The 20546-nt window shown below is 47.9% G+C and carries 23 protein-coding genes; all 23 read left to right on the forward strand.

What is annotated here, in order from left to right; genetic code table 11:
• Nucleotides 1-91: 91 nt before the first annotated feature.
• A complete protein-coding gene (locus tag IFU39_RS12805; protein WP_192133000.1) occupies nt 92-526 on the forward strand; it encodes a phage tail assembly chaperone in 435 nt (144 codons plus the stop codon).
• A 182-nt stretch (nt 527-708) separates the two neighbouring features.
• The gene (locus IFU39_RS12810; protein WP_192133002.1) at nt 709-2382 is read left to right on the forward strand and encodes a hypothetical protein; all 1674 of its coding nucleotides are present in this window, start codon (nt 709-711) and stop codon (nt 2380-2382) included.
• A gap of 56 nt (nt 2383-2438) precedes the next feature.
• On the forward strand, nt 2439-3071 hold the full coding sequence (locus IFU39_RS12815) for a LysM peptidoglycan-binding domain-containing protein (RefSeq protein WP_192133226.1): 633 nt from the start codon (nt 2439-2441) through the stop codon (nt 3069-3071).
• On the forward strand, nt 3068-4054 hold the full coding sequence (locus IFU39_RS12820; protein ID WP_192133003.1) for an XkdQ/YqbQ family protein: 987 nt from the start codon (nt 3068-3070) through the stop codon (nt 4052-4054). The genes IFU39_RS12815 and IFU39_RS12820 overlap by 4 nt, the downstream gene beginning before the upstream one ends.
• Nucleotides 4047-4457, forward strand: coding sequence for a hypothetical protein (locus tag IFU39_RS12825; RefSeq protein ID WP_192133005.1), 411 nt, complete (start codon nt 4047-4049; stop codon nt 4455-4457). Before IFU39_RS12820 ends, IFU39_RS12825 begins: the two co-directional genes overlap by 8 nt.
• Complete coding sequence (locus tag IFU39_RS12830; RefSeq protein ID WP_192133007.1) at nt 4450-4905, forward strand: DUF2634 domain-containing protein; 456 nt, start codon at nt 4450-4452, stop codon at nt 4903-4905. Before IFU39_RS12825 ends, IFU39_RS12830 begins: the two co-directional genes overlap by 8 nt.
• A gap of 4 nt (nt 4906-4909) precedes the next feature.
• The gene (locus tag IFU39_RS12835) at nt 4910-6049 is read left to right on the forward strand and encodes a baseplate J/gp47 family protein (protein WP_192133009.1); all 1140 of its coding nucleotides are present in this window, start codon (nt 4910-4912) and stop codon (nt 6047-6049) included.
• 137 nt (nt 6050-6186) lie between these two features.
• The gene (locus IFU39_RS12840; protein WP_192133011.1) at nt 6187-6777 is read left to right on the forward strand and encodes a YmfQ family protein; all 591 of its coding nucleotides are present in this window, start codon (nt 6187-6189) and stop codon (nt 6775-6777) included.
• Complete coding sequence (locus IFU39_RS12845) at nt 6777-7709, forward strand: tail fiber protein (protein WP_192133013.1); 933 nt, start codon at nt 6777-6779, stop codon at nt 7707-7709. Before IFU39_RS12840 ends, IFU39_RS12845 begins: the two co-directional genes overlap by 1 nt.
• A 464-nt stretch (nt 7710-8173) precedes the next feature.
• The gene (locus IFU39_RS12850; protein ID WP_192133015.1) at nt 8174-8596 is read left to right on the forward strand and encodes a phage tail terminator family protein; all 423 of its coding nucleotides are present in this window, start codon (nt 8174-8176) and stop codon (nt 8594-8596) included.
• A gap of 70 nt (nt 8597-8666) precedes the next feature.
• Entirely contained in the window at nt 8667-8906 is a 240-nt protein-coding gene (locus IFU39_RS12855; protein ID WP_192133017.1) for a hypothetical protein, read from the forward strand.
• Nucleotides 8906-10222, forward strand: coding sequence for a phage tail sheath family protein (locus IFU39_RS12860; RefSeq protein WP_192133018.1), 1317 nt, complete (start codon nt 8906-8908; stop codon nt 10220-10222). Before IFU39_RS12855 ends, IFU39_RS12860 begins: the two co-directional genes overlap by 1 nt.
• A gap of 1 nt (nt 10223) precedes the next feature.
• On the forward strand, nt 10224-10682 hold the full coding sequence (locus tag IFU39_RS12865; protein WP_017690162.1) for a phage tail tube protein: 459 nt from the start codon (nt 10224-10226) through the stop codon (nt 10680-10682).
• Between the two features lie 171 nt (nt 10683-10853).
• Nucleotides 10854-11276 carry a phage tail assembly chaperone gene (locus IFU39_RS12870; RefSeq protein ID WP_111620520.1) on the forward strand — a complete coding sequence of 141 codons (423 nt, stop codon included), beginning with the start codon at nt 10854-10856 and terminating at the stop codon, nt 11274-11276.
• A gap of 50 nt (nt 11277-11326) precedes the next feature.
• Nucleotides 11327-11455 (forward strand): hypothetical protein, encoded by a 129-nt coding sequence (locus IFU39_RS33220; protein WP_258166368.1) that lies wholly within the window; start codon nt 11327-11329, stop codon nt 11453-11455.
• A 22-nt stretch (nt 11456-11477) separates the two neighbouring features.
• Nucleotides 11478-13466: a hypothetical protein gene (locus IFU39_RS12880; RefSeq protein WP_192133020.1), complete on the forward strand. Its 1989-nt coding sequence runs from the start codon at nt 11478-11480 to the stop codon at nt 13464-13466.
• Nucleotides 13467-14162 (forward strand): LysM peptidoglycan-binding domain-containing protein, encoded by a 696-nt coding sequence (locus IFU39_RS12885; protein ID WP_192133022.1) that lies wholly within the window; start codon nt 13467-13469, stop codon nt 14160-14162.
• Between the two features lie 13 nt (nt 14163-14175).
• Complete coding sequence (locus IFU39_RS12890) at nt 14176-15186, forward strand: XkdQ/YqbQ family protein (protein WP_192133025.1); 1011 nt, start codon at nt 14176-14178, stop codon at nt 15184-15186.
• 6 nt (nt 15187-15192) lie between these two features.
• Nucleotides 15193-15450: a DUF2577 family protein gene (locus IFU39_RS12895; protein ID WP_192133027.1), complete on the forward strand. Its 258-nt coding sequence runs from the start codon at nt 15193-15195 to the stop codon at nt 15448-15450.
• The gene (locus IFU39_RS12900; protein ID WP_192133030.1) at nt 15447-15860 is read left to right on the forward strand and encodes a DUF2634 domain-containing protein; all 414 of its coding nucleotides are present in this window, start codon (nt 15447-15449) and stop codon (nt 15858-15860) included. The genes IFU39_RS12895 and IFU39_RS12900 overlap by 4 nt, the downstream gene beginning before the upstream one ends.
• The gene (locus IFU39_RS12905; protein ID WP_192133032.1) at nt 15853-16911 is read left to right on the forward strand and encodes a baseplate J/gp47 family protein; all 1059 of its coding nucleotides are present in this window, start codon (nt 15853-15855) and stop codon (nt 16909-16911) included. Before IFU39_RS12900 ends, IFU39_RS12905 begins: the two co-directional genes overlap by 8 nt.
• A complete protein-coding gene (locus IFU39_RS12910; RefSeq protein ID WP_192133034.1) occupies nt 16908-17453 on the forward strand; it encodes a putative phage tail protein in 546 nt (181 codons plus the stop codon). The genes IFU39_RS12905 and IFU39_RS12910 overlap by 4 nt, the downstream gene beginning before the upstream one ends.
• On the forward strand, nt 17454-20459 hold the full coding sequence (locus tag IFU39_RS12915; protein ID WP_192133036.1) for a pyocin knob domain-containing protein: 3006 nt from the start codon (nt 17454-17456) through the stop codon (nt 20457-20459). It abuts the gene before it with no gap.
• Nucleotides 20460-20546 lie beyond the last annotated feature (87 nt).

The following is a 20546-nucleotide window of genomic DNA, read 5'->3' on the forward strand; positions in this document are numbered from 1 at the left end:
GGATAACAGCGATCGGAAGGTTATTCTGTCATCGGAGTGGCTAGTGTAACATTATGATTGCCAAATGTGAACAAGAAGGAGATAACGCCAGATGAGTATGAATGAAAATATGTCCGAAGAACAGATTTTGGATCAGTTGTTTGAAGCAGCAGAACGTTTGCCAGAGGAGAATGTGCGCATTCAGCGTCTGGATCTGCTGTTGACCTTGCGTGGACTGACGTCTTCCAAAGTGGATCACATTCGCGAACGCTGTACCATTCGAAAAACGACCAAAGGCCGCACCGAGGAAAAGGTGGACACCGAAACGTTTAACGCGCTGCTCATTTCTGAAGCAACCGTGAAATTGAAGGTCCGCAGCTTGGAACTGTCTGGCTGGGGAGACACTCGCATTACCGACCGCATGAAGCTGTCTGGTGGCGAACAGGCAGTACGTCGTATGTTGCTGGCTGGTGAATTGGATGCCGTAGGCGATAAAGTGCTGGAGCTGTCCGGCTTTGGTGTGGAGATTGAAGACCTAAAAAACTGATTCACTCCGGCGGGATGACCACGTTCCTGTATCACATGTGGGTGCGTCATCATCTCCGGCCCGGAGAGTTCTGGTCTTTGCCACGCGGGGAGCGCTCGCTGTTAATTGCGTTCTCGGAAGAGGAAATGTCAGCGATAACTTCGCAAATGAATCGATAACGAAATAGGACAGGAGGTGAAAAAATGGCAGAAATGATTGTAGGTTTGTCCAAATCCAACACACAAATGAAGACGACACTTCGTTACCTCGATCAAATCCAGCGATCCACTGACCGATTAAACCGGGTTCGCTATCAGGGACTGATCAAAGTAAACAATGAGCTGAGAATGACTGGGCGCAGACTGGAAAGTATCTATAGTACCGCTGTACGCTTGAGTCGATTGAGAATCACACCAACGATTGGTCTTAATGATCAAGCTACTCCAGTACTCCATGGTTTGATTGGGAAAATGAAACAGATTCGTTCTAAGCTGTTGCACGCTACAGCCAAAGTACAGTTTAAAGTCAGACATCAAATCTCAGGAGTATCCGCTAATGTAAATTCTCAGCCACTGATGGATGCTTTAAATACGAATACGATATCAATTCTTAAGCTTAGTGCCAAACTGGATTCTCTTAATATTGCAGCAGGAGGAAAAGAGGAGAAACCGAAAACTTTTTTGCAGAAGATGAAAGGTATGTTTGATCGTGGGAAATCAATCTCATCTGGTGTGGGGAAAGTCTTTGATGCAAGAAATAGTGGGAAGAAGCTATGGAAAGAAATCACAACACCTGCCACACCGGGGAATAAATTGAAAAAGGCGTTCAAGGTTACAAAACGTGGGGCAAAGTTTGTGAATGATTTCTCGTCCGCAGGGTCCGATTTGATCGGTGGATTCGATGGATTGTGGGGCGATGTAAAAGGTCTCTTTGGTGCAGGTGGAAACGGAAGTGGGGCAGGAGGCAGTGGTGGGTCTGGCATCATAAGCAAGCTTGGTGGCAACCTCGTTAAAGGAGCGGGAAAATTGTTCGCACCACTCCGTATGTATAACAATATTAAAGAACTTGCAAGCGCCCCACCTGAGGATCGTGCTCGTGCGGTGGGTTCGGTTGCTGGTAATGCAGTAGGAACAGCTATTGGTACCGTACTTGGCAGTGTAATTCCAATTCCGGTGGTTGGGAACATGCTGGGCGGTTCAATAGGCGGTTGGCTGGGTGAAAAGGCAGGCGGTTGGCTGGGTGACAAGGTAGGTGGATTCCTAAAAAACAACGCGGAAGACATCTCAAAAGTAGCAAAATTTGCTTCTGAGGGAGCGAGTTACGTGGCGGAGAAAACGACGAATTTGTTCAATGGGGTTGCAGGTTTTTTTGGTTTCGGTTCTAAAAAGGAAGAGCAGACCGCCCCAGCCGCAGCGGTCATAACGTCACCCTCAACACCTGTAGCAACGCAGACACCACCCCCTCCACCGATAGCACCTCAGATGCCGCCTCCATACAGGCCGGCAGTTCTATCGATCACCGGTCCAGAAGCCTACATGAACAATCGATTTGGTTCACCTACGGCTGCGGGTCTTATGGGAACAAGTGTGATGCAATCCCAAGCGGTAGCAATGAATAACGCAGGTCAACCCAATGAGAAAGCTTCGCCGCTCACAGTGCGTATTTCCGAAGATCAGATGAGCAGTCTGTCCGGATACTTGAAGGATTTCAAAACGGAAACGACGAACCAGATTGCTGTGAATATTGCACCGGGTACGGTACAAGTGACCGTTCGGGAGAACGCTATTGATTATGACGCAGTTTCTCACCAGGTGGGGCAACGGATCTCTAACGAGTTCCGCCGCGCGATGCAAAATCGCAAAACGATTATGGCCTAAGCAGAAAGGAGGCCGCAGATATGTCTGTACTTGAAGATAAAGTTGGTCCTAACAAAATGTCATTTACGTTGAAGGATGGCAATACTCCATTTCAATTTCCGGTAAACCCTGAAGAAGTTAATATTTCCAGATCTAAGGGATATGAAACGGTCAATATGTTGGAGCATGGCGAGTTTGATTTTGCACAAGGGGAGAAGGTGAAGGAGATCACCTTCTCTTCTTTTTTTCCAAAACGATATGATCCTTCCTATTGCATGGATGAAAAATATTTTCTGGATCCACGCGTGGCGATGAATGTGTTGAACACTTTTCTCATATCCAAAAAGCCACTGCGTTTCATCATCTCCGAAACCGGAGTAAACGTTCCTGTATTTCTTGTTTCGCTTAATTCGAGCTTTCGCGGCGGGGAGACGGGAGATATTTATTTCGACCTGACCCTGCGAACCTGGCGGGATTCCAAAGTGGAAAAGGTGGGTTCAGGGGCAGCCGCAAGCAAGTCCGGTTCACGTACCGATCTGAAAAAAGGTAGCAAGACGTACACCGTCAAAGCCGGGGATTCTTTGTCCAAAATAGCTAAGCTAGAGCTGGGCAGTAGTTCCAAATGGAACGAGATTTACAAGCTCAACACAAAGATCATTGGCACTGATCCGAACCGGATCAAGCCCGGCCAAAAGCTGGTGATGCCATGACCTACAAGGTCATTGTCGACGACAAATATGACATCACCAATCTGGTCGAGACGATTACGCTGAAGGACTCGCTCGACCAGATTGCGTATCAGGCCAACATCCGGCTGGCGGTGTCTGCATCTTCGGGTCTGCCTGCAATATCACCGGGTATGGTGGTACGGATTAGCGGGGTTCCTTTTGGCGAAAAATCCATGGTCCATCTGCTGCATCCTGCGGTCATCTGGGAGGTGGAAAGCTCGAACAGCGGCACCAAGCGGCTGTCCCTCACGGTGTACGACCGGATGATCTATCTGGAAAAATCAGAGGACGAGTTCCTGCTTCCGAAGGACCAGACGGCTACGCAGCGACTTAAAACCTACGCCAAAGAGTGGAAGATTCCATACGCCACGCTACCGGAAACCAAGACCAAACTGGGCAAAGCCGTGTATCGGTCACAGACGATTTTTTCGATGATGTTTGCAGATCTGAAGGAAACGGCGAAGTCCGGCGGGGACATGTACCATCCACGGATGACGCCCGGCGGGTTGCAACTCTTCCAGGTAGGAAGTAATGCAAAGGTGTATGAGTTGGATCGACTGATCGATCTGACCCAGATGCGTACGCTTGAAGGGGCAGTTACCAAAGTTAAAGTAATGGCAGCGTCGGATTCACCGAGTGGCAAAGAAGTTCCTTCCAAAGTGCTTGCGATTGAGCAGGATCGTGTGGAAGAACTGGGCACATTACAAAAGCTGGTAGAGGACGATCAGGTGAAATCCACAACCGCCGCGAAAAAACTGGCGAAAAGTCATCTGACGGGTATTCAGGAGACCTTTACGATATCGGCACCGGATATCAATACGATTCGCGCCGGGGACGCAGTGTTGTTGAAAGGACTGAAGCTAATCGTCATGTCGGTCAGCCGTGATCTGTCTGTCGGGCCTGGAACGATGACGTTGGAACTGGGTACAGCTGAGATGGTGAAAAGGAGGTATTACCTTGAATAAAGATGATCCGTATGGGCATTTTGCCGACGTCATGCGGGGAGCGATGAGTACACATTCTCGTCAGGCCGTGAGAGGCATGGGCGCGGTATTGGGTACGATGACCTCATCCGGCGTGAAGTTGGATGATTTCAAGCACGAAGTGCAGGATTATCTCGTGGCCGAGTTGCCGGGCACGCTTGGACTGCCGGAGCGCGAGGCTGCTGGCGCGATTTCCGGTATACCTGACGTGGCAAACGGCGGAACGACGGGCACGGGACGGTTTCTTTTGCAAGAAGAGGAAGTGGAAGAAGCGGTGTGGTCTCTTGGTAAAGGATTGAAAGCGGGAGATCGCGTACTGGCGATGCGGGTGAATGGCGGTAACGACATTGTGGTGCTGTGTAAGGTGGTGAGTGCGCATGCCTAGTTTGTTCCCGGAAACGGGTGTGATCTGGGGAGATGAGGAGGATCTGTCGGGGGCGGCTTCGGAAGAGGTACGCTTTGGACGGAGCTGGCGATTCGATTATGATGCAGGGGATTTTGTGCTGACCCCAAGTGGCAAAGTCGCTGCGGCTGGTGGGCATGAAGCCTGGGTGCAGTGGTGCATTAAGGCCGTGAAAACTCCACGTTACAGACATGTGATCTATTCCCGGAACTATGGTTCGGAGCTGGAGGATCTGGTGGGTCAGGGTGATAGCCGAGGTGTAATGGAAAGTGAGATTACCCGGATGGTGACGGAAACGTTGCTGGCTGATCCGCGCACGGAATCGGTAGACCAGTTCACGTTTGATTGGAATCGGGAGCAGTGCATGTTCTCGTGCCGAGTGGCGAGTGTGCAGGAAGAGATGTTTATTCTGGAAAGTGAGGTGATCTGACGGGATGGCTGAGATTCCGCGTTATTTGGAGGACCAGACGGAGGAACAGATTATGCAGCGTATGCTGGATCGTCTGCCCGCGGATCTGGATAAGTCGGAAGGATCGTTTCTGTGGGATGCTGAGGCTCCGGTAGCGTTTATGCTGTCTGAAGCGGCTTTGTGGGCACAGGAATTACTTCGGCGGGGGTTTGCAAGTACGGCTGCGAGCAGTGATCCGAATTTTCGTTCGGAAGAGCTGGATCTGCGGGCGGGAGAGCACGGCATCACACGGCGAGCTGCGGTGGCGGCACAAGGTGCGGTGAGGTTCGTGGGTACTCCGGGTAAAGTGGTGCCTGCGGGTACGGTCGTGGCTACGCTCGCGGATGAAGTGTCTGCTGAAGCTTCGCTCGAATATGAGACAGTGGGACGTTTCGAACTGGATTCAGATGGTTCCGGGGTGGTAGGCGTGCGAGCGCTTGTTGCTGGAAAAGAGAGTAATGTGCCTGCGGGCACGGTAACTGTGCTCTCTACACCTGTAAGTGGCGTGACTTCTGTCACGAACGTTGAGGTGATTAAAGGCGGTGCGGATATTGAGGCCGATACGGCACTGCTGGAACGCTTTTATGCCAAAGTCCGCAACCAAGGAACCAGCGGCAACAAGTCGCAATATGTGCAATGGGCCAGTGAAGTACCAGGTGTAGGTGCAACGCGGGTTATTCCGTTATGGCAGGGGCCAGGCACGGTGGGATTGTATCTGTTAGACACAGACAAACGTGCTGCGGGTACCGATCTGGTAGCAGCGGTGCAGAAGTACGTTGACCCAACGCAAGATGGACAGGGTGAAGGCGTGGCACCGGCAGGGCCAGTGGTGTCCGTGATGCCAGCCGAGGAAGTGCCGATGAACATTCAGGTGAAGCTAACGCTGGCAAGTGATGCGACGTTGGTCGATGTAAGGGCATTGATCGAACGCGGGGTGACCGCGTATTTGAAACAGCTGGCTTTTGCCGATCCACTCGTTCGTTACACTCGCATTGCCGCGATTCTGTTGGATATTCCGCCGATTATTGACTATTCGGAACTGACCGTGAACGGTGTGAGTGACCAGAATATCGAGATGACCGCGAGTCAGGTCGCCGTTCTGGGGGCGGTGGATGTGCATGAGTAGTGTTGGGCAGATGGTGGATGAGGAAGTAGTTAGCGAGTGCAGAGACCGAGGAAGATTGGGAGAAATACGCCGATCTGGGTTGGATCTGGTGAGCGAGACGCTCCATGATGATGTGCAAGGAAGGGAGGGGACAGGGCATGAGTGCTCCTTCTATTGTAGATGTTGGACTGACGAGTGAGAAAGGGCGGGAATTGTTCTCGTATTTGCCAAGGTACTATGAGACTTCTCGTGTAATGCAGGCCGATATGCAGGCCAAAGGCACCGAGATGGATCTGTTGTACCAGGCGTTGGATGAGACGCTGGAGCAGTTTTTTGTCCGCACGGCGACGTGGGGGCTGGACTTCTGGGAACAGGAGCTTGGCATTGAGACAGATCGTCTCAAACCTCTGGAGCAGCGGCGTGCGGTGGTGGAGTCGAAGTTGCGCGGGGCAGGAAAGTTTTCGGGCAGGCAGGTTGCGAATGTGGCTGAGGCGTATGCCGGGGGCAAGGTGGATGTAACTTTTCAGCCGGAAGCGTGGAGTTTTACGGTGAGTTTTGTGGATACGATGGGCATCCCGCCCAATATCGATGATCTCAAACGTGCGATTGAAGAATTGAAACCGGCCCATATGTCCGTGGAATATGAGTATCGCTATCTGATCTGGGACGATCTGGACAAGAAGCAGAAAACATGGGATGAACTGGACGCCGCGTCCTTGACGTGGAATGAACTGGAGGTGTGGGCGTAATGCCAAAAGAAACGGATCGACTGAAATTGCCTCTTCCCTTGGGGAACGAGAATGTGACTCGGGAGAGCATTAACGGGATTTTTGAAAAGATTGATGCAGGTGTTGCGACGCAGGCGGATCTGGATGCGCTTCGTGAAGCGGTGAGTCAGATGGAGATTCCTGATGCATCTTTGACGCAGAAAGGGAAAGTGCAGTTGTCGAGCAAGACGGACGGTACGTTCGAGACGGTGGCGGCGACGGAGAAGGCGGTTAATGATGTGTTAAAAAAAACTATGACTTATGTAGAGCAAAATCCCGTTAATTCAGTTTCATATACAGCAAAGAATATATCATATTATGTTGATGCAGTTAATGGGAGTGATGATAATGATGGACTATCCAAAAGTAATGCATTCAAGACCACTAGTAAAGTTACGAGATCAATACCTGATATTATAAATCACCAAGTTAGCATAAAGTTGATGCCAGGGACTTATGCCCCAATATACATTTCATATAAATCAGGTAAGGGAGAAATTTTTATTTCAGCTGAGAGTAATAACCCTTCAGAGGTTTTAGTGAGTTCAATAGAACTATCAAAAGTTCAATTGGCTGGGACAATATCTATTCGAGACATAAATGTAATCGAAAATGTTCATTTTCAAAGCACTTCACGGGGAAGCGTTCTTAATGTAACTGCTACCGGAGTTTCTCGTGAAGGGATATATGCCACCTACTTCTCTAATATTGAAGTAACCAATTGTAATATAAATAACAAAAATTTAGCTATTGGCGCTGCATTCGGCGGTCGTATAATGGCTATGAATAATTCAGGACAAAATAACTCTACAGCATTTAGTACACGCTACGGTGGAATTATTCATCGGACTGGAACCATACCAAATGCGTCATCAACTCAAAGTTCTTACGAAGGAGGGGTAGTGTTTTCATAATAGAAAAACCTATTTTTAAATTAGATTGTTTAAAAAGCAATTCAATCAAAGGAGGTGAAACTATGAAACGATACGACACGACAAACTATGAAAATGGGAGTCTGCTAATAAGCAGTTCAGCAATCTAATTGTATGGAGACTGGTCAGGAAGCTCCTCGTCATCCTTGAGTACCTAATCAGCATTGTAAAAAGGATATTTATATTGCTTATGGTATCGGTGGCTCATCTGGTGGACGGTGTTCTGGGAGACGGACATTTAACAGAGATGTGGTCGCCTTTTTTATATCGTCAATGAGCTGCTTTCCACTAAAATCCGGTACTCCCTCCCCGATCTGAGAACCTAACACTCCTTTTACCATAAAGATAGGAGATTAAGTAGCACTGGAAATTATAGAATTAAAAAGCATTAATTCTGTACTAAAGAAGTCTATTAATTCTTTGATCCATATACAAGGAGGTGAAGCATGATCACAATCAAACTAACCAACTCTATCGCCGCGACACTATCACGCCACCTCCCCAATATCCCGATCCATCCTGCATCAAGAATTACCCCAGAAGATCAAGGTTTAACCTACCGCTTACTTGCTGCCAAACTCACTCGTGAGCGAAGTGATCGGTTTGTACAGTCTCATATCTTCGAAATCCACTGGCTGGATGCAAGAGAGGTTCCAGACAACTTCCCAGACACGCTTTTCGAAGCACTGGAAACAATCGAAGTCGATGGAACACCGTATCGGGCTACGGAACTGCGATGGAAAGCTTGGGGAGAGGCACCCAAACTGTGGGTGTATTACACGATGCGAACTACCAAAGTGTCGGAGCCCTCCAGTACAATGCAACAGATGGAGCAGCGACCGACAGAACTGAAATCGACACAGGAATAACTTTAACGTTCAGACTGAATTTCACACAGAGTTGTGTTGCTTTAGCTGAACTTATATAGGGGGATCTGATATGAAAGGAATGGGAGGCTCACTCGCGATGTTCAGCAAGAAAGAAGCGGATCGCAAGAATCTCGAAGCAGAAGAACTGCATAACAATCCAAAATACAACAAAGCACAGTTCGCTGAATCCCGGCAACTTAGCCGGATCGAGAAAGACATTTTGGCAGCTGTGCTGCTGGAACAACAGACATACACAATGGAAGAGGCAAAACAACATATCCAACAATTTATGAATGGGGAGGCACAATAATGGCTGGAGGAACATGGACGACACAAAACAAGGTACGCCCCGGCGTATATATGAATTTTGCATCGGAGGGCTCATTGCCGGGTACGGTAGGGGAACGGGGAACGGTGGCTTTGGCACTTCCATTGTCATGGGGACAAGCTAGCACAATCCTGACGGTACAAGCAGGTGAAGATGTACAAGCCAAGTTGGGCTATGACTGGACAGCACCTCAACTGCTGCTCATCCGCGAAGCTTTGAAACGGGCACAGACCTTACTTCTTTATCGACTGAATGCAGGTACCAAAGCCAAGGCAACTTTGGATAAACTGACAGTCACAGCCCAACACGGCGGCGTACGTGGTAATGATCTGGCTGTTGTAATCTCCGCAAATATCAATGAACCGGAAAAATTGGATGTCTCGACTTTGCTTTCGGGTAAAGAAGTGGACAAACAAACTTCGTCCACCATCGAAGCTCTGGAATCCAACGCATACGTTACCTTTACTGGTGAAGGTGCTCTCACAGCTACAGCGTCACTTCCACTAACAGGTGGATTGGATGGTACAGTAACGAACCAAGAGCATGCTGATTTCCTCACCAAGCTGGAAGTACTGGATTTTAACACGGTTGGTCTGGTCTCAGACGATGCCACACTCAAGTCAGTCTACACAGCTTACATCAAGCGTTTGCGTGATACCGAGGGCAAGAAGGTGCAACTGGTTCTGTCCGATTATCCCGCAGCAGATCATGAAGGTATTATCAGTGTGAAAAATGGTGTTGTGCTTGCAGACGGTACCGTTCTTACGCCGAAACAAACGGTAGCTTGGACTGCTGGTGCAACAGCGGGGGCTAATCTGAATGAATCCCTGACGTTCCGTGCGTATGACGATGCCGTGGATGTGAATGGCAGATTGACACACAGCGAGACAGAAGCAGCCCTGCGTAATGGTGAGTTTGTGTTTACAGCGAGCAGCAACCGCGCAGTGGTAGAACAGGATGTAAATACATTCCGCTCCATTACACCGGATAAGGCACGGCATTTTGCCAAAAACCGTGTTGTCCGTGTTCTCGATGGTATCGCTAACGATATGAAACGGATCTTCGAGTCCTACTACATCGGCAAAGTGAACAACAACGAAGATGGGCGCAGTCTTTTCCGTTCCCAATGTGTCACTTATCTGAAGCAACTTCAGGATATTGGTGCCATTCAAAATTTTGATTCCAAAACAGATATTACTGTTGCTCCGGGTAATGAGACGGACAGTATTCTGATCGAGATTCAGGTCCAACCTGTGGATTCCGTTGAAAAAGTATATATGAAAGTGAAGGTGGTTTAAGATGGCATTTTTGAAAGCAAGCGACACGATCTCCGGACAGGAAGGCCGCGCATACGCAACGATTAACGGACAAACGGAAGAAATGTTCTATGTGAAGACACTCGAAGCAACGGTGGAGAAACAAAAAGCAGAGGTCAAAACCTTGGGCCGCCGCGGCGTACAGCACAAAGCAACCGGTTGGTCCGGTTCGGGTTCCATGACAATCTTTTATACCACTTCCCGTTTCCGTGAGCTGATGCTCCAGTACATGCAGAATGGTGTGGACACGTACTTCGACATTGAAGTGACCAACGAAGATCCTTCCTCTACGATTGGCAAACAAACAGTGACCCTCAAAGGCGTCAACCTCGACAGTGTGATCATGGCATCCCTGGATACCGAGGCGGAGGCGTTGGAGGAAGAAGTGAGCTTTACCTTTGAAGATGTCGATATGCCTGTATCGTTCAATCTGCCGAAGTAATGTAGAAGTGAAAGCATAATGATTTGAGATTTATAAAGCGTATTAATTAGCAGCGGGTTTGTAAAAGAAACCTGTTCAACTTGCCTGTGTTACGGGCTATTTGGCGTGTCATATTTCTGCTCTTCGCCGCTTCATGCGGCGGGGAGCCTAACTTTAGAGGAGGAACAATATATGAGTGGATTGAGTATGTTTTTTGCCCAAAATGCAGCAACGGATACAACGGAGGAGTTTATCGTTTCCCCCCGATTCAAAGATGAAAAAGGCGAACCGGTTGCCTGGAAACTGCGCAGCATGACCGAGGACGAAAACCAGGAATGCCGCAAAGCGGCTACCCGCAAAATTAAGGGTAAGAACGGTGTCTACACACCCGACATCGATGCGAATGATTACATGGCTCGCCTGATGAGCGCAAGTGTAGTATTTCCCGATTTGAAAAACGCAGAACTCCAGCGGTCATATGGCGTGATGGGGGCGGAATCGCTTTTGCGGAAAATGCTGTTGCCTGGGGAATTTGCTTCGCTTGGCGAACAGGTCCAGAAGTTGAACGGCTTCAATCAGGATATGAACGAACTGGTGGATGACGTAAAAAACTAATTAAAGAGGGCGATTCCGAAGCCAATCTGGCTTATTACGCTCTCCATGAATTGAACATTTTGCCGCATGAGCTAATGGCCTTCTCCATGCGAGAACGAGCGGCCATCTATGCAATGATCTCCATCCGGGTGGAGGAAGAGAAGAAAGAACGGTCCAAGAGCCGCGCCCGGAAGAAATAAAAAGGAAAGGAGGGAGAAATGAATGTATGCCATGTTTGCAAGACTGTATATCATGTCAAACAATATGGTTCAGCAATTTCAAAATCTGCCTACCGTAATCAATTCGGTATTCAACCCTGGAAATCTGAGCCGAATTCAGTTGGCAGGCAACTTACTCCAAGGTGTGTCAGAAGAACAGGCTAAGGTAAATGCTGCCTTTACAGAAGGTGCCCAGCGCGTGCGAGCCTGGATCAGCATGATGAAATCAGCAGGACAAGCGGTTCTTGTACCAGCGGCGCAGGAAGAGGATCTGAAGCATCGCTATATGGCTGCTACGGGAGATGATGCTCAGGGGGAGACGATCTTTAATCGCTATCGTGCGGAAGCTTTCAAGAGCGGACAGAATGTTACGGATGCCTTGAAAGGTACACTATCACTCATCCCCTATGCACAGAATACGGATCAGGTTGACCAACTGAGAGATATGACTAAACGGTTGAGCATGCTTTCTCCAGATGGAAAAAGTATGTCAGATGCATCCAGTGCCCTGGTTGCTGCCATGAACGGAGACAATGGTGATCTTGCCAATTCTTTTAACATTCCTGCTGAAGCTCTAAACGGAGCAGGTCTGCAACAAACCATTGATTCATCTAATCTGGATGGATTTATAACAAAGCTTGATGTTATTTTGCAAAAACAAGGCTATACCCAACAGGCTTTTGACACCATGCTGGATTCACCGTTGCAGAAGTGGAATGCACTAGTTAATCAGTTTAATGGGGTTCTCGGTCAGATTGGACAGGCAGCCCTCGTTGCCTTAACACCTTTACTGGATCGATTAAATGAAGCCTTTGCAAATGGGGATTTCACGGTCATTATTGAGTGGATTAGCAACGCATTTACGGTTGCAGCAAACGCGTTAACGATGCTGGTAGACGGCATTTTATACCTTGCAGCCGTGATTCAGCAGAACTGGGATATCATTCAGCCTATCCTGATGGCATTGGCAATTGTTGTACTGGCATTGGTCATCGCACAAGTCTATAGTCTCGTTGCTGCGTGGTTATTGCTAAATTGGCCGATTCTTTTGGCAATTGCTGCGATTGCGGCAGTTATTGGAATTTTGAACATGATGGGGATGTCTGGTACAGAGATTTTGGGAGTCATTATAGGTTCTTTTATGATGCTTGGAGAAATCGTACGAGTAGTAGTGGCCACAGTGTGGAACCTGTTTGCTTCGCTGGGGGAGGCTATTGTTAACTTTTTCATAGACCCAGTATATGCCATACAGAAGTTATTTAAAGACATGGGTATTTTCATTCTTGATATATTCTATAACGTCGTAACTGTAATTGAAGATGCCATGGGACGAATTAATGGCGGACTTAACAGTCTGATCAAACTTGTTAACAAAACCTTTGGTTTCAATATTGGTTTGTTTCAAGAGTCAGATATTAATTTAGGTGGCAAGCAAATAAAGGAGTGGAAGAAAGGCCTGGAATCCTGGGAGCCTACGAGTGACAAAGATGTGAAGACATTTTTCAAAATGGACGGAGAATACAATCCTAAAGCTTTTGAAGGTGGTCAGCAGGTTGCGGAGGATTTACTTTCTGGTTTCTCTTCAACTTCGAATGCAGATTCCAAGGATAAAGGTCTACCAGGCGGTAATTTTGGCAAAGGCTTCACACCTGAAATTCCCAAAACACCTCCTATGCCTTCCATACCCACTGCACCTACTCCCACCGTTGTTCCCAACAGCAACATGAGTAACATCAACAAAATCAACAATATCGGACAGGTGGACAAGATCGGTGACGTGGATGGCACAGTGGATGTGACGAGCGAGGACCTGAAACTGATGCGTGAGCTTGCGGAGATGCAGGCGATTCAGCGATTTGTCAGTCTGACGCCAACCGTTCAGGTCACCACGGGGGATATCAACAGCGGAAATGATGTGGACAGCATCATCAGCAAGATTACCGATGGACTGAACAGTCAGATCGTCTCCAGTGCTCAGGGGGTGTATGGATAAGTGGAATATTATATTCAGCTAAGCTTCAATAACCGCTCTGAATACATGTTTTTCCCGGTGACACCAGAGAGTATTGAGTTTTCGGATTCGGGAGACGGCAGTTCGTTTAACGTTAGCGCTTTGGGTGAAATTAACGTAATCAAGTCGCCGAAGCTACGAGAAGTCAGTTTCAGCGGAATCTTTCCGGCAGACTACAGCCCGTATCATCTGAACTATGATGCAAGGCATCCGGCAATTCAGAAGCAGTTTTACCGTGATCCCTATGAATATGTGAAAAAGATCATCCGTTGGATGCAGATGGGCAGACCCGTCAGACTGTTCTTTTCCAGTGCAAGGTATACCATTAATATGGCGGTTTCCATTGAGAGCTTCGACTGGAAGGAGACAGCGGGTACAGTGGGGGATATCCAGTATGATATCAAGCTGAAGCAGTTCATTTTTTATGCCGCCAAAAAAGTAGTGCCACTCAAGGACAGCAAGGATACTGCTGCTTCGAAAACAAAAACCAAAGCCTCCCGGCCCAATGAAAAAATCCAGCCCAAGACTGTCTCACTTAAAGCTGGAGAATCCTTGTGGTCTGCAGCCAAAGCCCATCTGGGAGATGGAGCTCGCTGGAAAGAGCTGCAGAAGCTGAATGGCATCAAAGATGCACAACTGAAGAAGCTGCCGATTGGACTTGTGATCAAGCTTCCGTGAAAGGAGTAGGAATATGCAAGAGCAGATCAGGTTGGATGATAAGCTGGCAAACATGAAGGAACGGTTATTACTGGATGACAAGCAGGGCAACATCTGGGACATTAGCGAAATTGCCGGTGACATTACGTACAAAACCTCCCGTATCGGCAAACCTTCCTCTCTGGAATTCACGTTGATCAAGGGCAGTCTGTACCAAAACAAGAAATTCACCTATGAGAATGGATATATCGTGAAATATATTAGCAACGAGGTAGGAATATTTTACGGATATATCTTCTCGGTGGATAGTGGCAAGGACGAAAGTGTCAAAATCAAAGCCTACGACCAGACTCGTTATCTAACCGCGAATCAGACGTACAAGTTCGTTAACGCAACCGCTACGGATGTGATCAAACGAATTGCCAAAGACTTTCTGTTGAAAACAGGTGATCTGATCCAGCCAAAATACGTTATTCCGCGCATGGTATTTGATAACAAAAAGCTGATCGACATGATCTGTGAGGCGCTCGACCGAACGCTGATCTATGGCGGCCAAAACTACATCTTCTACGATGATTTTGGCAAGCTTGTGCTTCGGGATGTGGAAGAGATGCCTTACGGCTTTGTTATTGGGGATAACAGTCTGCTCACGGATTACAGCTATACGCGATCGATTGACGACCAGACGTATAACAAGATCAAGCTGTATCGGGATAACAAGGATACGGGAAAAAGAGAAACCTATGTTCATCAGGATTCAGGCAGCATCCGTCAATGGGGGCTGCTTTTTTTGTACCAAAAAGCGGATGATGGCCTGAACGAAGGTCAGATTGATGAAATGCTCAAGACCCTGATGACCCTCCGCAATCGCGAGACGCAGACGTTGAAGGTGGATGCGCTTGGTGATTTCAAGGTGAGGGCAGGCAGTTTTGTCAACATCCAGATCGATGAACTGAAGATTAATCAATATTTTCTGGTAGACGAATGTACGCATAAGGTACAGGGGGGCGTGCATACGATGTCGCTGGATTTGAAGGTGGTGTAACGATAAATGATGCTGGATGTGATTAAAAAGGCGGCGGTGGCCGCTGTAGATGCCAAGTCTCCCGTTCAGGTAATGTACGGAAGCGTGACAAACACACAGCCGCTGGAGATAACCGTTGAACAACGGTTGGCATTGGCCGAGCCTTTTCTGGTACTGCCGGAGTCCGTGGCGAACAAAGCTTGGACCGTGGGTGACCATGTCTTGTTGTTACGTGTTCAAGGCGGAGACAGCTTTGTGGTGCTGGATCGGCTGGTGAATCCATGATTCCACAGGGTGCGCAGATTAGTGCAGAAGATCAGGAAGAAGCTGCTGTGCTTCCAAGTCTGACGTATGTGTTTCAAGCTTCGGGACAGCGAATTGGAAGGTTGCAATTGGATGGAAAAGATGCAGTAAAACAGGCGGTGTATAAAGCGTTGTCCACACGCCGATACGAGCATCTAATCTATTCTTCGGATTACGGCATGGAATGGTCCTGGGAAGGAATAGCCGGGAGATCCATGGTTGAATCGGAACTAGAACGCTGGATTCGCGAAGCGTTGCTTCCAGATGATCGTATTTCGGATGTAACCGAGTTCGATTTTGTTCACGAGGCCGATGGGGTACGGGTGTCTTTTACCGTGGAAACGGATTTTGGCAGCTTCAGGGAAGAGACGGAGGTGAACATGGATGTATGAAGAGCAGACGTTTGAAGTTATTTTAAACCGAATGCTGGATAGGGTACCAGATGGTGTGGATAAACGTGAAGGCAGCATTATCTATGATGCGCTTGCGCCTGCGGCTGTGGAAATGGCTCAAATGTATATCGAGCTGGATGTGAACGCCAATCTTAAGTTTGCAGATACAGCATCTGGAGAATATCTGGATCGCGCGGTGGCTTGGTCGGGCATTCAACGTAAAGCGGCCACGAAGGCACGTTGGGTTGGTAGTTTCCGGGATAATGAAGGTAAGCCTGTTGAGGTTCCTGTGGAGAGTCGTTTTTCCACGGGGGATCGGGTGTATGTTGTTGTGGAGCGCGTCGCGGCAGGGCGATATGTGTTGGAATGTGAAGTCGCGGGAGCGGAAGGTAATGAATATACGGGGGCCCTGCTGCCCATCGATTATATTGCTGGCCTAACGACAGCTGAATTGACACAGTTGCTGGTTCCTGGCGAAGACGAGGAAACAGATCAGGCCTTATATGATCGCTATCAGGATAAAGTTTCCCGTCCGGTCACGAGTGCCAACAAATATCAGTATGAGTTATGGGCACGGGAGAACTCCGGTGTGGGCAAAGCGAAGGCTTTTCCACTATGGGACGGACCAGGTACAGTCAAGGTGGCATTGCTGAATAATGAGATGCAAACACCTGCTGAGGCGGTCATTGAGGCGGTGCAGGAATATATCGATCCAACCCAGGATGGAATGGGCGAAGGTACTGCTCCAATCGGACCCGTGGTCACAGTCGTGGGGGCAGAAGAGATACCTATTGATGTGGAGGTACAGGTCACGCTTGCTTCCGGTTCAACGTACGAGGGCGTGAAGACACTGATTGAAACGGGAGTTACTACGTATTTGAAAGAACTGGCTTTTGCCGATCCGTTGGTTCGTTGGACACGGATTGCGAATGTCATTCTGGATATCCCGCCTGTGATCGATTATAGCGATCTGCTGGTGAATGGTGGTATGTCCAATCTGGAGATTGCCCCCGGCGCAGTAGCCGTTCTTGGGACGGTGAAGGTGACATGAGTAAAGCAGAGGTATTAATGACTCTTTTGCCCCCATTTTATGAAAATGTGCTTGAGATGCAGCTTCTCACGGAGACCGAAGGTGTAGAACTGGACAAGCTTACGGTGGGTTTGGAAAGTGTGCTGGACCAATTCTACCCGGAGTCTGCAACCTGGGCATTGGAACGTTACGAGCGGGATTTGCAGATTCAGACGAATCAAGCCAAGCCAGACGACCAGCGGAGATCCGTGATCATTTCCAAGATGCGCGGCAGCGGCAAAGTCTCTGGCTCCATGCTCAAGAACGTGGCGCAGGCCTACGAAAGCGGCGGGATTGATGTATCCGTATCGCCAGAGGAGTACTTGATCCGAATCCGATTCATCGACACATGGGGCTTGCCGCCCAATCTGGATGATCTGAAGGCAGCGATTGAAGATATTAAACCGGCACATATGACCGTAGAGTACCGTCTGCGGTATTTGACGATTGCGGAGGTTGAAAGCATGACGCTGGAGGAGATTGAGCAGACAGGGCAGGATAAATTTGCAGGAGGTGGAGCATAGATGAATGAACCAAAAACACCGAATTTGGGATTGAATAAGATTGACCGTTCCTCGCCATCTACGACCTATTTTGATCTGGATAAGTATTTGGATCAGAACTGGGAGAAGGTTGATGAAGGTGTAGGGCAAGTGGAAGAAAAGGCTGAGGAAACCGCAGCACAGGTGAGTAGTATTCAGGAGCGGTTGGATACCGAGAAGCGTAGATCGGTGACGTTGGAGCCTGGATTGCAGATCATTAATGCGGAGCGTGCCTCGGCGTTTAAGTTGGAAGGGTTGAAGGGCCGAACGCTTGTGAATTTGTTGGGGCGTGATGGTGGGTGTGAAAGTACCGTTCGGTGGCTGTTGTTTCAAGGCGCAGCCTCAATAGATCAAGCAAACAAGACCGAAGGCTCCAACGGAATTAAGTTAACGGTTACCTCGGGTGCTTTTGCTACGGCGACAGCTGTAAGTAAGATCAATGCCAAAGCAAATAAGTTCTATATTGCTGTAGTATACACCAAAAACGGCAATGCGACGAACGCATCCTTTTATGCCAGTGGCTTAACGGCAACTAAAGGCGTCAATTCCACTGCCAATGCTACTAAATTCGTCCCTTTGTGGAGGGCATATGCGCCTACATCGGATGTCGTTGCATCAGTTATTGTACAAACCAATGGCAGTGCTACAGGTCAATACGCTTATTTTGATGGTGTGAGATTTTATGAAATCACCGCAACTGAGTACGCTGCACTGGACAGCATGACGCCGGAACAGGTAGGTGCAAAGTACCCATATGTCGATAGCGTTCAGCCAGTTCGAAATCCTTACGCGATTCGTTACGGCGAGAATTTGCTGCCACCGTTTTATGAGGCTACTTATAGGACTAAAGAATCCAATATTATCGGTCCTTATACGTATGAACAAACGGCAGAGTCGACAGACGGGTGGACGCGTCTGTCGGTTACTGTCCTCCCACAAACGGACTATTGCCTGTCATTTTCAGGCTTGAATGGTAAGGGGAAGTTAGCCGTTTTTTCGGCTGACGAACAGACTCTGCTCCTTAGTTACGGACAGGGAGAAAGAACGTTCAATAGCGGTAAGCTAACGCAAATTGTTGTGTACATTAACGGGACAATCGACGGCGCCGATACAATCCTTAACCCGATGCTCAATATCGGCAAAACAGCCAAACCGTTCAAACCACGTGAGGACGTCATGTTCGCGTTGCAAACTGATCTATTCGCCGATCCAGTAACAGGGGCGAATGCTGACGAAGTATTCGAGAAGGACGGGCAGTATTTCAAACTGGCGAAATGGAGGCGGGTTGTATTAGACAGCACACTCTCTTGGAAACCGGGGCAGTTAATGACCGGGTATAAAAAGGTTTATATCACTCCGTATGACGTAACAAACACATTACTAGTAAGCAAATTCGATGGTAGTTTGTTAGGTAATGCTGCTGGTAGTGAAATTGACTACGGCGGCGATAGGTTCTTTGTTAACCTTGCGACTAAAGTATTTGAGGTTTCAATACTCAACGCAGATAGTGGATGGGGGAACGACTATCTCCCGACAGCCGACGAGGTTAAAGCGTATTTCATGGGTTGGAGGATGTTTCCTTACGAACAAGGAGGTAGCGTTCCAATTCCTCCGTACAATGGAACTGGAACGAAGGCGTGGGTACAATTAGATCCAACTTCTTCAACAGGAGTTCAATCTGGGGCGTGGACTATGACATTACCTCAATCTCTTACAACAAACGTGGCATGGAGTCCATATCAACTCGTCTATCAACTTGCAACGCCGATTGTCGAGCCGATCATGTCAGAGGGACAATTGACGTTTATTGAGGGCAATAATCAGATTGAGGTCGGAACGGGGAATGTGTTGCGTGAAGCAACAAAGCCTGCATTATCGACTCAATGGAGCACTTACGAAATAAACTCATTGAATGCGGGCGGAGGAGTTGCGTCAAACCCACTAAAATACAAAGCTAAAAAGGTTATGACGATTTATAAAAATGGTCTGTCGGACAAGTGGGAAAGGTCTAAGGATGCGAACAGTTACGGACTTGAACGTGCATATCAATCAGTTCCATTGTTCGATTCGTTAGCAGCCTATAGAGTTACATACCTGATGATGGACACATCTCCGGTAGCGTCATTTGTCGGCTCAGTCGCAGACAACGAAAAGGCGTTGCTTATGAATCTGACTGATACCGTGCAGCAGAATGTGGCAGCCCTATCCATGTTAAAAATTGCTATTCCAAATGGAGATACGCTTAAAAACTACGTAGACAATAAGCCATGGCAGAAGTACAAAATTACACAGGATAACGGTAGCGTTATTCAACTCGCCCACAGTTCTGACTTAAATAATATCAAGACTGGTGGACAGTACGATTGTTTCAACGCTATAAATGGACCAGGTGGTGTGGCTAACGCTTGGTTTTACGTCGAAGTCCTTGTGCATTCAAACGCACCAACTCATGTAATTCAACGTGCATCGAGATTGGATACGCATAATACACCAACGTTATACATGCGAACATGTATGGATAATATATGGAGCGCATGGAGTCCTGATGTTTTTCAATCTGGCGTTAATGCTAAAAATGGGATCGTGGATGCCGTTAACGCCATGGGAGGTAGTGCATCCATAAATGACACATGGTCAACATTAGCAAACAAGATAAAGCAAATTAAAACTGGTAAGCAATTTGCGACAGGACAATTTGTTATAGGCTCGAATGGAACTGGTTCAGTGAATGGATTGGCATTTAAGCCGCGCCATATAACATTTGCAAATGCTACTAATACTCCAAACTATATTTATTATGGTATCTACAGTGAAGAATCACCAAGGAATAACTATAGTACTGGTGATACACGTGTTCTTAACAGAGTGGTTGGTTTAGATAACGGCTTGTCTGTTGATGATAAAATCATACCCACTGTAAATGGTTTTAATGTGAGTGGCACAGGAATAACAGATCAAAGGACATACAACTATTTTGCAACAGAGTAGCGGTCTCCCAATAGTTTTATAGTTCGGCATATGAAGAATTTGCCAAAAGAAATTAAAGTCTTAGCTTTATAAGTTCACCGACTAGAA

Source organism: Paenibacillus sp. CFBP 13594 (assembly GCF_014842675.1).
In the GTDB taxonomy this organism is placed as follows: Bacteria; Bacillota; Bacilli; order Paenibacillales; family Paenibacillaceae; genus Paenibacillus; species Paenibacillus amylolyticus_B.